The following is a 15,419-nucleotide window of genomic DNA, read 5'->3' as shown; positions in this document are numbered from 1 at the left end:
GAATGTATCTCAGTTGTTGGTGGGTAATTCTTAAGCTATAACCTTGGAACCTGTGCTTTTTATAAAACAAATTATGCAGGTTCATATAGCTAATGAAAACAACCAAATGGGGTCATTTATGGATAAAAATAACTTTTTTCCGCCCGCTAAAAAACTCTTAATAGCCAGTGCTGTATTCGCAGCCGTTGGCTTTAATAGTACTGTAACCGCGGCCGAAGAAGAGACAAGTGCAGAAGCTGAAAGCATTATTGTAACCGGCTCACGCATTCGACAATCACAAGCTGAAGGAACCAACCCGGTTCAAGTATTAACGCGCGAAGACTTAGATCGTACAGGTCTGAAAACGGTTGGTGATATTTTACAACGTTTGCCAGCGGCAGGTTCTGCACTAAACACGCGCTTTAATAGTAGTGGTAACTTTGGTTTCCCACCAGATGGCGGTGGTATTGGTGCCGGTGCTGCTGAAGTTGCACTACGTCACCTAGATTCAAAGCGAACCTTGGTTCTTGTTGATGGCGTTCGTTGGGTTAACGGCTCATCGGCCTCAGGTGTTTCAAACTCCGTCGACTTAAATACTATTCCAATTAGTATCGTTGATCGAATAGAAGTTCTAGAAGATGGTGCATCTTCAATTTATGGCTCTGATGCAATCGCTGGTGTAGTTAACATTATTACACGTAAAGATTTCGATGGTATGGAGTTTAACGCCTATGGTGGTGCTTATGATGAAGGCGACGGTGAAACTGGTCAATTTGATTTAGCTTTCGGGGCAACGGGTGATAAACACCGTGTGTTCTTTAGCATCAGTCACTATGATCAGCAGGAAGTAAATTCATGGGCTCGTGAGTTGTCAGCAGTTCCGGTACCGGGCACAGGCGTAACGCGTGGTAGCTCTGGTACACCGCAAGGTCGCTTTATCTTTTTAGGCCAAGACAACAATATGGATGGCGAGCCGGATGTTTACAGCCTAACCGTCAATGATGGTGTCACAGGTGTCCCAACTTATGACCCGAATAATCCAGGTGGACCTAACGATGACTTCCATGCCTTCACTAATGCGGATCGTTTTAACTTTGCTGCTTACAACCTGTACGTCACACCGAGCCAAAGAACCTCGATTTTTGGTCAAGCAGACTACCAACTTACGGACAATGTTAATTTCTACGCTAAAGCGCTTTATAACAACCGTAAATCAGTAAACCAAGCTGCACCTGAACCAATTTTCTTAGGCCCAGAAGCGGGTACTGGTGGTTTGGCGGACTCAGTTAGCATCCATGAAACTAACCCCTACAACCCATTTGGTATGACGCTTGATGCAAACTCAAACTTCTTACTACTTGGTCGAAGACCTATAGAGGGTGGCCCACGTAATTATCGTCAAAATGTTGATACCAGCTATATTGGCTTAGGTTTTAATGGCGACTTTGCAGCAGGCGACAATGTATTCTTCTGGGACGTAAATTACAGTCATGGTAAGAACTACGCGACACAAATTAAGCGTGGCGGTTATAACATTCGTCATATTCAAAATGCTTTAGGCCCATTAGCAGACTGCGAAGCTTTGGCTGGCTGTGTACCTCTGAACTTATTCGGTGGCCAAGGCGATGGTTCAGGCACAATTACTCAGGATATGTTGGACTATATCCAGTTTATTCAGAAAGATGCCAGTGAAAACGTTATCGACACAATTTCCGCTAATATTTCAGGTGACTTGTTTGAAATGCCTGCGGGTTACTTCTCGTTTGCGGCAGGTATCGAGTCACGCGAATACCGCGGCTTCTTTGAGCCAGATCCTGTGGTTGTAGCAGGTGACAGTAACGGCGTACCGTCGAAACCAACTAGTGGCTCGTACGAAGTTGATGAATATTACGCAGAGTTTAAAGTACCTTTGCTAGCCGATGTTGCAGCAGCAGAAGAGTTAACGCTTTCATTAGCGGCTCGTAATTCTGATTACAGTACTTTCGGTTCTGAAACAACGACCAAAGCTGGTTTATTATGGCGTATTAACGAAGAGTTTATGCTTCGTGGTTCGGTTTCTGAAGGCTTCCGTGCTCCAAGTATTGGCGAGTTGTATTCGTCGGCGGCCAGATTCGATGCGACCTTAACGGATCGCTGCTCGAATCATCCTGGCACTATTTATGAGAATGCTTGTAATATGCTCGGGGTCCCTTCTAACTACGAACAGCCTAACCCACAAATTTCAATTACTACAGGTGGTAACCCTAACTTAGAAGCCGAAAAGTCGGACAGTCAAATGCTAGGTTTCGTTTACAGCCCACAGTGGGTTAACTCTGTAGACTGGATTAACACCTTAGATTTTAAAGCAACTTACTATAAGCATGAAATTCGCGATGCTGTGCAAGCACCAGATGCTCAGACTCAGCTTGATCAGTGCTTAAGCTCGGATGACCCAACCACGGCGGCTGCTTGTAACGGCATTACTCGTGCAGCAACGGGCGCGATTAACGGCTTTAATAACCGATTGATTAACATTGGTGGTATTGATACTTCTGGTTACGATGTAGCCATCACGTATACTGCGCCACAGTCGGACTGGGGCATGTTCTCGGTAACATGGTTTAACACTTTCGTTAGCGATTATGTTGAAGAGGATGCTTCTGGTAGAACTGTTGATCTAGTTGGTAAAGAGCAGAATGACTCGGGTATCCCTGAGTGGAAGTCGGTACTAACTATGGGCCTTAACCAAGATGACTGGGGTTTAAGTTGGACGGTACGCTACGTCGACAGCCTAACTGAAAGCTGTAGTGACTTCTTAGACGGTACTCCAGATGGACTAGCTGAGCTTGGTTTATGTTCAGATCCAGATAATAGACTGAATACACTAGACTCACGTGTTTATAACGACCTGCAGTTTAGCTACTTCCCTGATGTTGACGATATGGAGATGGAGCTTAACGTTGGTGTAAATAACTTCTTAGATGAAGACCCACCAGCATGTTATAGCTGTTCGTTAAACGGTTATGATCCATCAGTTTACGATCCGGAAGGTGTATTTGCTTACGCTTCAATTAAACTGAAGTTTTAAGTAAATCGTAACGATATAAAAATGGGGCTTCGGCCCCATTTTTGTTGCAAAGAAGTATGCTCTCTCAAAGAGTTAACGAGTAAGTATTTGAAATTATGGAAATATGCTTTAATCTGATGGTAATAATCATAGGAAAAGTAATTCGATGACAATCCCTTTATCAACATTTCACATTCTTAAGCTGTTGCTCAAAGCAGACTGGATATCGAACGAGCAGTTCGAAGCTGCAAAAATTCATTTAAGGCAGGTGGACCCAAAGCTTCATCCGATTGAACAAGTCGCTGATTTATCGTTAACACGCCACAATCAACATCAGAAAATTATCGATGAAGAAGTGCTAACACGATTTTTAGCAGGGCTTTACAAGCTTCCTTATTACCGTATCGATCCACTGAAAGTCCATGTTGATGATATTACCGATGTCATGTCTTATGCCTACGCTCAACGTCATAACATACTAGCTGTAGAGGTGAACGACGATAGCGTTAAAGTGGCGGTCATGAATCCAGATGAATTATCATGGAAAGAAAGCCTTGGGCAGGTGGTTAGCCGGGATATTATTCCTGTTTTCGCAAACCCTGCCTCTATTAAACGTTATCAACGTGAGTTTTATCAGCTCTCTGCGTCTGTCGCCGGCGCAAAGAATACCAACCCTAAAAGTGACACTAGCGTTACCAACTTGGAGCAGCTCATCGAGCTTAAGGGCGGAGAAGAAGCGGACGCTAACGATAAGCACATTGTGCAGATTGTTGATTGGTTATTGCAGTACGCCTTTAAGGAACGTGCGAGTGATATCCACATCGAACCAAGACGTGATATTGGAAAAATTCGATTCCGCATAGATGGCGTATTGCATAGCGTTTATGAATTACCGATTGCTATTACTCAAGCGGTTATATCGCGTCTTAAGATCCTTGGTCGAATGGACCTAGCAGAGCGCCGTAAGCCACTCGATGGACGTGTTAAAACTCGGGCCCCAGATGGTCAAGAGATTGAATTGCGCTTGTCGACTCTACCGACTGCCTTTGGCGAAAAGTTCGTTGGACGTATTTTTGATCCAACGGTTTTGAAAAGAGATTTTACTGAACTTGGCTTGGAGCCTGAAACCGAGCGCGTTTGGCGTGATTTAATTGGTCAGTCGACGGGCATTGTTTTGCTAACGGGACCTACCGGCTCGGGTAAAACGACTACTTTATACACTTCACTTAAGTTACTGGCTACACCTGAAGTCAATATTTGTACCATTGAAGATCCGATTGAGATGGTCGATCCTGCGCTGAATCAAATGCAGGTTCACCATGACATTGATCTCGATTTTGCCGCTGGTGTAAAAGCATTATTACGACAAGATCCCGACATTATTATGATTGGTGAGATTCGTGACCAAGAAACCGCTCAAATGGCTGTACAGGCGGCTTTAACCGGTCACTTGGTAATTTCTACATTACACACCAATGATGCGCCTTCGGCGATGACACGATTGATTGAGGTTGGCGTTGAGCCTTATTTACTGAATGCTACCATGCTGGGAGTTATGGCCCAACGACTGGTGCGAACCTTGTGTTCTTTCTGTAAGCGTAAAACTGAAGTGGATACAGAGGCATGGCAAATTCTCGTTGGCGATAACCTTAATGGTGAGTTGGAGATGCCACAGCATATTTATGAACCTGTAGGCTGCGATGACTGTCGCCATACAGGTTATCAAGGTCGCCAGGGGATTTATGAGCTTATGCGAGTTACCGATGAGCTTAAAACTTTAGTTCACGATGATGCTTCAATTAAGTCGATGCGAAAACAAGCCCAAGTTCAGGGCATGAATCTATTGCGAGTCAGTGGCGCCTATAAAGTGGCGCAAGGGTTAACCACTATTGAGGAAGTGTTACGAGTATCGCCAAGAGATAATAATTAATCGATTTTACAAAGGTTAGTAAATAAAAAAGGCTGTGAAATCACAGCCTTTATTGTATCTATTGATCATCGTCTACTTCTACATCGCCTTGCTGCTCTATGGCTTCTTCTATAATTTCTTCTGCAGGCTCGATCTCATCTTCGTCTAAAGTCTCTTCGACTAATTCATCCGCGCCCGGTTTTGGCTCTTCGACCTTTTTAAGGACTTGATAATAACGTCGAATATTGTTGACATACTTTACGGGCTCATCGCCACGTGCGTAGCCATAACGGGTTTTAGAGTACCACTTTTTCTGACGAAGTAGTGGCAAGAATTTTTTCACGACCAACCACTTATCGGGGTTTTCACCCGCCTGTTGAGCCAGTCTACGAGCGTCTTCTAGGTGACCAAAGCCGACGTTATATCCCGCTAATGCAAACCAGGTTCTGTCTGGATCACTAATCCGTTCAGGAATTTTAGACTTCATCAGTCTGAAATATTCTGCGCCACCCATAATGCTTTGCTCAGGATCGAGACGGTTTTTGATACCCAGTTGCTTTGAGGTATCTAAAGTTAGCATCATTAGGCCTCGAACGCCTGTTGGCGAGCGCGCATCAGCCTCCCAGTGCGACTCCTGATAGCCCATTGCGGCTAAGAAGCGCCAGTCCAAGTCGTCGCCGGCGGCTTCGTAAAAATAAGGCTTAAACTCTGGTAGCTTGCTTTCGATAGCTCGATGGAAAGCACGGCTTCCCACATAGTCAAACTTCGATAAGTGGCCGTAATAACGTTCGATTAAATAGGATAGGGTGCCGTCGTCACGAATCTTACCGAAGAACTCTATCACTTTGATAAATAAACTATTATCACTATTTTTGTTAAATACCCAAGCAAGCTCTTCAGGCTCAGAAACGCTAAAAGCTACAGCTAGTTCAGGCTGTACTTGACGCATTAAATCCAACTCGTTGGAGTCTACAATGGTGTATTTGATTTCGCCGGAAAGTACCATGTCCAATAAATCTTGAGACGTTAGATCAGAACGCTCGGTCCAGCTTAATTCTGGATAGTCTTTTTGAATTTCAAACAGATCTTCCGAGTGTGAACTGTTGGCGATAACCGTAAGTTGCTCATCTACTTGGGAAAAGTCGCGAGGTCGAGGCGTGCCTTTTAAGTAAACGAGTTTACTGGTGATGCTTTGATAAGGAGGACCAAAGCGGAAGCGTTCTTGACGCTGGCTAGTCACCGTAAGGCCGGCAGCCACAAAGTCTACTGTGCCATTTTCGACTTCGTTAAGGATCTTAGCGATATCATTGTGGGTGACGATTTCTAATCGCACGTCTAAGTCTTCAGCAAAAAGCTTGACCAGCTCATACTCAAAACCCGAAAAGCCCTTTTCGCCAACCGACATGGTGGTTGGTGATATTCGGCTATAAACCTTAATGTATCCCTGCTCTTTAATGCGCTCTAGTTGCGTCTTTTCTTGGTAGTCACAAGAGGCGAGACCACCAATAATGAGTATTGCTAACGCCACTAATCCGAGTTTTTTGTAGAAGCTTATTATCATGAATGGTAATAACTTTATGATTAACTACAGGCATTATGAAGGTAAATACTAAAAAAGTGCAAATTTAAGCGTTTAAATCAGCTCAATGACTTATCAAAAAGTCCTAGATGGAGTAAAATTTGCGCACTAATGGTATTCATCCCCTCACACAGTTTAGACAAGCCGAGAAGTTTATGCTCATACTACGCGGAAATCCTGCCTATTCACAGTTCCAAAAACAACGTCTTCTAGAAGAAGTTAGCGCTATAGAACCTTGTATTGCGGAGGTCTACGGCGAATTTGTGCACTATGTTCATGTTAGTGCCGAGCTAAGTGAAGACGAGCTTCAAGTCTTAGATCGTTTATTAGAATATGGCCCAGACCGTACTGCGAGCGAGCATACCGGTCAGCGCATGATTGTGGTGCCACGTCCCGGAACTATCTCGCCTTGGTCATCTAAAGCGACCAATATTGCCCACAACTGTGGTTTGGACAAGGTTATCCGTATTGAACGAGGCGTTGCGGTTTACTTCAACAACCCTGATGGTGAGCCATTAAGCGTTGAGGTCGCAGAGCGCTGCAAGCCACTTATTCATGATCGCATGACCCAGGTGGTGCTAACCGAGCATGAAGAAGCAGAGCAGTTATTTGTTCAAGAAAGCCCGAAGCCTTATGCCACTGTTGATATATTAAATGGCGGTCGTAAAGCGCTAGAAGTAGCCAACGTCGAAATTGGCTTGGCGCTAGCGGAAGATGAAATCGATTACTTAGTCGATAGTTTTAAGCAACTTGGTCGAAATCCAGTGGATGTCGAACTGATGATGTTTGCGCAGGCAAACTCTGAGCACTGTCGCCATAAAATATTCAATGCTTCTTGGACCATTGATGGTGTCGAAAAAGACCTGTCGTTGTTCAAGATGATTAAAAACACTTACGCTGTGAATTCTGAAGGCGTCTTATCGGCGTATAAAGATAACGCGGCGGTATTCGAAGGCTTTAGCGCACATCGTTTCTTCTCGAATGCTGAAACGAATGAATACCAATATCACTTAGAACCTGTGCACGTTCTGTGTAAAGTCGAAACGCACAACCACCCAACTTGTATTTCGCCTTATCCGGGCGCGTCTACCGGTTCTGGTGGTGAAATTCGTGATGAAGGCGCGACAGGTATCGGTGGTAAGCCGAAAGTCGGCTTAACTGGTTTCACGGTGTCTAACTTACGCGTTCCAGGTTATGAGCAACCATGGGAAACAGACTTTGGTAAGCCTGATCGAATCGTTACCGCGCTAGACATTATGTTGGAAGGCCCAATTGGTGGTGCGAGCTTTAATAACGAATTTGGTCGTCCGGCGGTTAACGGTTATTTCCGTACCTTCGAAGAAAAGTTCACCTTTGAATATGGTGAAGAGGTTCGCGGTTACCATAAGCCAATCATGATTGCTGGTGGCATGGGTAATATTCGCGAGCAACACGTCGAGAAAAAAGAAATTAAACCTGGCTACAAAGTTGTTGTTCTTGGTGGACCAGCGATGTTGATTGGTTTAGGCGGTGGTGCTGCCTCATCAATGGCCACAGGCTCAAGCCAAGAAGATTTAGATTTCGCTTCTGTTCAGCGTGATAACCCAGAAATGGAGCGTCGTTGTCAGGAAGTTATCGACCGCTGCTGGGCAATGGGCGAGCAAAACCCAATCGCCTTTATCCACGATGTGGGTGCGGGTGGTTTGTCAAATGCTATCCCTGAGCTGGTTCATGATGGTGAGCGTGGCGGTAAGTTTGAATTACGCCGCATACCAAATGCCGAAAAAGGTATGGCGCCAGTAGAAATCTGGTGTAACGAAGCGCAAGAGCGTTACGTATTAGCCGTTTCTCCTGATGACGTTGAGACCTTTGAAGCAATCTGTGAGCGTGAGCGTTGTCCGTTTGCCGTAGTTGGCGAGGCGACTGAAGAGTTGCACCTTGAGCTAAACGACGAGCATTTCGATAACAAGCCAGTAGACTTACCGATGGACGTATTATTCGGTAAAGCACCGAAAATGCACCGTGAAGCAAAAACCTTATCGAAGCCTTCGACGGAATTACCAAAAGTTGATGATATCAACGAAGCGGTCGATCGTATTCTTGCCTTACCTGCGGTAGCAGATAAATCGTTCCTAATCACCATCGGCGATAGAACCGTTGGCGGTATGGTCTCGCGTGATCAGATGGTCGGCCCGTGGCAGGTTCCTGTGGCAGACTGTGCGGTAACGACGTCAACGCATAACAGTTACACTGGCGAAGCTATGGCGATGGGTGAGCGCACACCAGCTGCATTGCTCGATAGCGCTGCTTCAGCACGTATGGCAGTTGGCGAGGCTGTAACTAACATCGCAGCAGCAAAAATTGATGATATTAAAAAGATTCGTTTATCTGCAAACTGGATGGCGGCTGCGGGCGCTCCAGGCGAAGATTCGAATCTTTATGAAGCAGTCCAAGCCGTTGGTATGGAGCTTTGTCCAGAACTTGGAATTACGATTCCAGTGGGTAAAGACTCGATGTCGATGAAAACGGTTTGGGAAGAAAACGGACAGAAGAAAAGCGTTACCTCGCCGTTATCATTAATCATTACAGCTTTTGCACCAGTCACTGACGTGCGCAAAAGCTTAACACCACAACTGAGAACAGACATTGGCGAGACTGAGTTATTACTAATCGACTTAGGCCGCGGTAAAAACCGTCTTGGCGCGACAGCCTTCACTCAGGTTTATAAGTTGTTAGGCACAGAGCCAGCTAACGTCGATTCGAGCGACGACCTGCGTAACTTCTTCAATGTAGTACAAGACTTGAACCAAGCGGGCCTAGTGAGCGCTTATCACGATCGCTCAGACGGTGGCTTACTAACAACTCTAGTTGAGATGGGCTTTGCCGGTAACTGTGGCGTCAGTGTCGACTTGTCGAACTTAACCGGTACTGCTGAAGAAATTCTATTTAACGAAGAGCTAGGTGCGGTATTACAAGTTCCAGCTTCTAAGCGTGATGATGTTGAAAGATTATTGAAAGAGCACAATGTTGAAGCGTTCAGCCACTTTATCGGCGTGCCTGCTGAAACGAAAACTTTTAGCGTGACGAAAGACGGTGAAGACGTCCTATCACGTGAGATGAAAGACTTGCGTGCGATTTGGTCTGAGCTAACTTTCCACATGCAAAAACTTCGTGACAACCCACGTTGTGCAGAAGAAGAATATCAAACCAAGCTTGATCTTGATAACCCAGGTTTAAAACCACAGCTAACTTTTGATGTGAGCGAAAACATCGCTGCACCAATGATTAGTAGCGGTGTTCGCCCGCGTGTTGCCATCTTGCGTGAGCAAGGCGTGAACAGCCACCTTGAAATGGCGGCGGCTTTCACTAAAGCTGGTTTCGAATGTATCGACGTTCACATGAGCGATATCCTAAGTGGTCGCGTAACGCTAAGAGACTTTACCGGTGCAGTCGCTTGTGGTGGCTTCTCGTACGGTGACGTACTGGGCGCTGGTGAAGGTTGGGCAAAATCGATTCTATTCAACAGCCGTGCTCGTGACGAGTTCGAAGCCTTCTTCAAGCGCGAAGATACTTTCAGCTTAGGTATTTGTAACGGTTGTCAGATGATGTCGAACCTGAAAGAGTTGATTCCAGGTGCTGATCACTGGCCACACTTCGTGAAAAACGAATCGGCGCAATTTGAAGCACGTTTCGCCATGGTCGAAGTCGCAAAATCACCATCACTATTTATGCAAGGTATGGAAGGCTCGCGCCTACCAATCGCCGTATCGCATGGTGAAGGTCGCGCCCAGTTTGCTTCAGCTGACGCTGCACAACAGGTAAACGCCTCAGGCTTAATCACAGCCCGCTACGTAAACAACTACGGCGATATTGCAGATACTTATCCAGCCAACCCGAACGGCTCACCACACGGTATCACAGGCCTCACTACAACCGACGGTCGTGTAACTATCATGATGCCTCACCCAGAGCGTGTTGCTCGCACGGTGCAGAACTCGTGGAGACCGGATGAGTGGAGGGAAGACGGGGCTTGGCAGCGTATGTTCTACAATGCCCGTAAGCACATAGGATAAATTTTAAATAGTCTTTTTCCTACAATACCGCGTTATAAGACTTTTTCGAGGTGCTCACTTACTACTAGTAAGCTCCGCGCCTCAAAAAGTCTTATGCCTTGTCTTGAAGAAAAAAACCTGCTTTAAAAACTACTTTTCAAATTTACAAAGTCGCCAGAAAGAAAAGTTCTGATTTTACAGTTTGAGAGGACTTTGGGCGTTAAGGTGCTCATTTGTTTCTAGCAAACTCCGCGAGCTAAAAAGCTTTACGCCTTGTCTTAAATAAAAAATCTAAGCTTTCACCTAATCGAAGAAATATCAAATTCTCACGTCATCCCGAGGTTTAACCGCGGGATCCAGTGTCTTTACTTAAAATTATATTTCGTTCTTTCAGCCAGTAGGTTGGGGGGTATGAACCCCAACATTGTTTATTCGTTGGGCATCGCTCCACTCAGCTGAACCTACGCCTATTACATTCAATACGTTTCTTTGATCCAGCTTACAGTCGGCTCGTTCTCTGAAAGTACGTTTAGTATGTCGTTCATAGATATAAACGCATAATGAGTTACTCTGTGATTTTCAAAGTTATCTATGGAGTGCGTCATTGCAGCATATTCGTTTGCCCACTTGGAATCTGAAATAGTCAAGGTCGGGTATGTCCATTCGTTAAATTGTTCTTTAGAACATTTTGGTAAGTTATTGGGTAATTCAATAACATTGTAACTTTCATCTTCCCACTGCAAAGCTATTGGGTGAGTGAAAACTAACTTCAGATCTTTATCAATACCACCAATGACTCTTGAAAAGTGCATTATGACTATTAACTTTGGATCTCGTTCAGAGATCCATTGATAGGAAATATCGGAACAAGGACAGTCAATTTCTTTAAATATTTCCCACTTAATAGTGAACTCCTTAATAAAATTGTTGTAATACTGCTATTACTAAACGGCTGATGATATATTACTGCAGTCTGATTAAGCTAAGACGAATAGGTGACTGCAAGGAATCCCCGAAGGGGAGTGTTTCGTTTAGCGGCGCGTGAGTAACTTTGTTGAGCGAGGGAAGTGCGAAGCACCTAGCGTCTGGGGTGGGCTTCTCTTTGGTTACTTTCTCTTGACCAAAAAAGAGAAAGTAACTCGCTGTAAGAGCGAAACCACTATTAACCTATACTCCCGCCATTAAACTCGCGACTAAAGCAGTCAATAACACCGCTAAAATAACCTGTACGATGGCGATTAGTACACCTTTGATAAAGCTTGTGCCAAGCACGAGCATGTAGGCGATGGCGGCGACGGGTACGGTGACGAGCCAGCCATAGGTGTTGTCTAAGTTTGGAAAGAAGTGTTCGACGCCATATTGGAAGAGGGCGGAGATGATAAGGGCGAACAGGCAGTTGAAGAAGCCTGTGTTTTTGGCGCCGATAAACTGCGCGGCGAACTTGAGCGGCAAAACGAGTAGTAGAACGACAATAATTAAACTGATTAGTGCTTCCATGTAACAGCTCCTTTCTGTGTAGTGTTAAAAATTAGTTGCTAACTCTTACGTTTGTTAGGGGTAAACAAGTTATAAACCACCATACCGATAAAGAAAAAGCCGAAAAAGACGCCGATATCCGTTAGAAATTTTCCTAGGTTAAACGGGTCTTTGAATAGGCTGTAGTTAAAGTCTATTAAATAAAATAATACCCTTGAGCTGACAAAAGCAATGATGAAGGCTGTGAAGGTTTGGGCTATTGGTGGTTTATATTTTTTTCTCATGATGTTGTGTGCTTATAGCTGAATGCATCTAACGTGGTTTCTATCAGCAATTTTTGTTGGTCTTTCGATACACAGTCTTTTTACGTTCGGGTTGTCGCTATCAGCCTTAATAATGAATGCCCCAGTTTGGTAGGGGTTAAACGTTTCCGTTGAGTGGCTTTCTAAATATAGCTGATCGATCGGAGCGTTAGGTGTTTGCTGTAAGCGCCAGTTAAGAAGACCAATTTTTGCGTCTAAACCTGACACGCGATAGATATAATCGTTATAAGCGGGCTTTGCGATCTGATGAAGAATCCAGCCTGAGTAGTTACGATACTTTTGCAGGAAGCTGTCTTCTTCAGGAAGGTTTTCTTCCCAAGTTTCTGGTTGTATCTGCTCATGGGCTGGTAAGCGACTAATGGCGCTGTAGGCTTTGGCGTATTCATATTGCTTATTGAGCATGATGTTTTTCTTAATCACGGCGCGAGCAACGATGCGATACCATTTGAAATCGTAATGATTCATGACCGCTGAGCCCGATAACAGCTCGTAACTCATGGCTTTTTCAAAATCTTTTTCTTCTTTTGAGAGGTTATCGAAAGTCAGTGGGCTCTCTATTCGGTTGTGTGTGTAGAGCAAGTTATAGAACTCTAAATTGTGATTGATGATTGCTACGAAAATCATTTTCTCCATTATTGAGCCGGACTGCGTGAGCTTGTGGCGAGTCTGGTTCATTAGTGTTGAGAATTGCTGATTAATCGTTTCGCTATTTTCTAAAGTCAGTAGGCTAATTAGCGCTAGGTTATTAGCATCAATCAGGCTTTGATAGGAAGGAATGCTTTTCCAGTTTGCCATCGGGTGCATCTGCTGATAATTCGGCATTTCTAGGAATTTTCTATAGCGATTTTTAAGCAACTTATTATTGGTAACAAGCTCTTTCGCTTGCGATGGGTTGTCTAAAAGCGTTTCAAAGCAATGTTTTATAAAGGCACGGCAGTATGTGCGTGGCTTATGGACGGTTAGACCGTCTTTAATACGGTAAACTTCGCCATAATTTGCATTTTGTCGGGACTCTTCGACATTATCCACATCAAAATCGTCAATCGGCTGAGCTTTAACTTTCGAGTGAATCTCTTTACCCACGGTAACAGGATCTTTGTCTTCGGGGGCCATCATGCCTAAGAAGTAGAAGTAGGCGTCATTATCATTATTGATAGCTTGCTCTGTTTTTTCTTTCCATGCTTTAGTTTCTGGCTTTAAGCTATCGTCGAACTGTAACAAAACAACCAGCGCAATTAAGACAACGACGATAATCAGTGATGCTTTTTTAAGTAGTTTCACAAGAATCCTGCTGTTAGTTATAAATAGACACGGGAATTATGCCATTGCTGGGGCATCAATTCCAACTTGTACCAGCTGTAAATACCTAGAATTAAAGAGACTCTTCTTGAAAAAACTGTGCTCTGTGGCATAGTAAACGGATTATTACTTACCCCGCCTATTTGTATGTTTGAACCTAAGATGTATAGGTCTACTATATCCTTTATTGAGTCTGAAGCACCGAATTGTCTGGCCAATATCAACCGCGGTATTGAGAAAGAAAGTCTCCGCGTAACGCCAGATGGTTATTTGTCGAAACGGCCACATCCAAAAGAATGGGGTTCGGCACTTACCAACCAATACATTACAACGGACTACTCAGAAGCTTTGCCTGAGCTGATTACGCCTGTAACCACTGGTAGAGAAGGGCCACGCCAATGGTTGTTTGATATTCATAGTTATATCTATCAGCACATGGAAAACGAAGTACTGTGGCTCGGCAGTATGCCTTGTATCATGACCAAAGAAGAAGATGTTCCTCTGGCTGATTACGGCAGTTCGAATGTGGGCATGATGAAGCATATTTATCGCCGAGGTCTTGGTTATCGTTATGGACGCTACATGCAGACCATTGCTGGTGTTCACTATAATTTCTCACTACCAGATGACTTTTGGCCAAAGCTACAAAGCCATTATGGTGATAATTCGGATCTTCAAACCTTTATCTCCGAGCAATATCTGGCGCTAATCCGCAATTATTTGCGTTATTGTTGGTTGTTACCCTATTTATACGGTGCTTCGCCGGCGATTTGTAAATCTTTTACAAAAGGTGCGGGTGGGGAGTTTTTAACCGAAACTGATGATGGCACTATGTATGGTGATTATGCAACGTCGTTACGCATGAGCGATTTGGGTTATCAGAATAATGCTCAAGCAAAATTCTCGATCCGTCATAACGATTTGTACGAATATACCGCTGAATTAGAGCGCGCGATCCGCACTCCTGATGAGTTTTACAAGGAGTTAGGTGTAAAGATTGATGGCGAATATCGTCAGTTAAACGCAAACTTGCTACAAATTGAAAACGAATATTACGCCAAAATACGTCCTAAGCGCGTGATCAATAGCGGTGAACGCCCGACACAGGCGTTAAATCGTGCTGGCGTGCAGTATGTTGAAGTACGCTCCTTGGATCTAAATCCGTATGATCCGGTAGGGATCAGCCAGTCGCAAATCGACTTTTTAGATGTCTTTATGTTGTTCTGTTTGCTTCAGGAAAGTAAAGACCAGTCAGATCGTGAGAACGCTGAGAACGATGAAAACTTCCGTCGAGTGGTTTACTTCGGACGCAAGCCTGACCTCAATTTGCTTCGAAATAACCGATCTTTGCCTCTAAAAGAGGCTACTTTGCAGATTTTTGAGGAAATGCGTCCGGTTGCAGTCTTGCTTGATAAATGTAACCATACGCGAGCTTATACCAAGGCACTGTCGGAAGCCATTGAGATGGCGAACGATCCATCAAAGACCCTTTCTGGACGCTACTATAAGGATATCAAAAGTAGTGCTAAGGGGTATTTTGGCTATACGATGGAGCTTTCTGCGAAAGTTCAGCAGCAGTTTTTGTCACAGCCGGTTGAGCCGCGAGTTCAGCGCTTGTTTGAACAAGAAGCTGAAAAATCGCTGGCAGAGCAGCAAGAGATTGAAAAGAGCGAAACTCTAAGTTTTGAAGAGTACCTTGAGCAATATTTTGCTGAGTAGGTTGCTGAGCCAAACTAACTTAAATTTAAAGGGGTGTTATGGACTCTAGTAGTACAGA

The 15,419-nt window shown here is 44.4% G+C and carries 9 protein-coding genes; 4 read left to right on the top strand and 5 right to left on the bottom strand.

What is annotated here, in order from left to right; all coding sequences use genetic code 11:
- Positions 1 to 118 precede the first annotated feature (118 nt).
- Both DL796_RS00525 and DL796_RS00520 read left to right on the top strand, forming a co-directional pair.
- Positions 119 to 3,046: a TonB-dependent receptor domain-containing protein gene (locus DL796_RS00525; RefSeq protein WP_110198945.1), complete on the top strand. Its 2,928-nt coding sequence runs from the start codon at positions 119 to 121 to the stop codon at positions 3,044 to 3,046.
- A gap of 145 nt (positions 3,047 to 3,191) precedes the next feature.
- Positions 3,192 to 4,955: a GspE/PulE family protein gene (locus DL796_RS00520; RefSeq protein ID WP_110198943.1), complete on the top strand. Its 1,764-nt coding sequence runs from the start codon at positions 3,192 to 3,194 to the stop codon at positions 4,953 to 4,955.
- A 58-nt stretch (positions 4,956 to 5,013) separates the two neighbouring features.
- Here DL796_RS00520 and mltF read toward each other — a convergent pair whose 3' ends face one another.
- Complete coding sequence (mltF, locus tag DL796_RS00515; protein ID WP_110198941.1) at positions 5,014 to 6,495, bottom strand: membrane-bound lytic murein transglycosylase MltF; 1,482 nt, start codon at positions 6,493 to 6,495, stop codon at positions 5,014 to 5,016.
- A gap of 173 nt (positions 6,496 to 6,668) precedes the next feature.
- Between mltF and purL the strand changes: the two genes are divergently transcribed.
- On the top strand, positions 6,669 to 10,565 hold the full coding sequence (gene purL / locus DL796_RS00510) for a phosphoribosylformylglycinamidine synthase (protein ID WP_110198939.1): 3,897 nt from the start codon (positions 6,669 to 6,671) through the stop codon (positions 10,563 to 10,565).
- A gap of 455 nt (positions 10,566 to 11,020) precedes the next feature.
- Here purL and DL796_RS00505 read toward each other — a convergent pair whose 3' ends face one another.
- The 4 genes from DL796_RS00505 to DL796_RS00490 all read right to left on the bottom strand — a co-directional run bounded on the left by DL796_RS00505 (position 11,021) and on the right by DL796_RS00490 (position 13,624).
- On the bottom strand, positions 11,021 to 11,356 hold the full coding sequence (locus DL796_RS00505) for a hypothetical protein (protein ID WP_110198937.1): 336 nt from the start codon (positions 11,354 to 11,356) through the stop codon (positions 11,021 to 11,023).
- Positions 11,357 to 11,711: 355 nt separating this feature from the next.
- Complete coding sequence (locus tag DL796_RS00500; RefSeq protein WP_110198935.1) at positions 11,712 to 12,041, bottom strand: hypothetical protein; 330 nt, start codon at positions 12,039 to 12,041, stop codon at positions 11,712 to 11,714.
- 38 nt (positions 12,042 to 12,079) lie between these two features.
- On the bottom strand, positions 12,080 to 12,304 hold the full coding sequence (locus DL796_RS00495) for a hypothetical protein (RefSeq protein WP_110198934.1): 225 nt from the start codon (positions 12,302 to 12,304) through the stop codon (positions 12,080 to 12,082).
- A 12-nt stretch (positions 12,305 to 12,316) separates the two neighbouring features.
- The gene (locus tag DL796_RS00490) at positions 12,317 to 13,624 is read right to left on the bottom strand and encodes a hypothetical protein (protein ID WP_110198933.1); all 1,308 of its coding nucleotides are present in this window, start codon (positions 13,622 to 13,624) and stop codon (positions 12,317 to 12,319) included.
- A gap of 165 nt (positions 13,625 to 13,789) precedes the next feature.
- Between DL796_RS00490 and gshA the strand changes: the two genes are divergently transcribed.
- Entirely contained in the window at positions 13,790 to 15,361 is a 1,572-nt protein-coding gene (gshA, locus tag DL796_RS00485; RefSeq protein WP_110198932.1) for a glutamate--cysteine ligase, read from the top strand.
- Positions 15,362 to 15,419 lie beyond the last annotated feature (58 nt).

Origin of the sequence: Kangiella spongicola, assembly GCF_003194565.2 — a bacterium.
Lineage (GTDB): Bacteria > Pseudomonadota > Gammaproteobacteria > Enterobacterales > Kangiellaceae > Kangiella > Kangiella spongicola.
The sequence above is the reverse complement of the archived record's forward strand: the minus strand, read 5'-3'. Positions and strand labels throughout refer to the sequence as shown.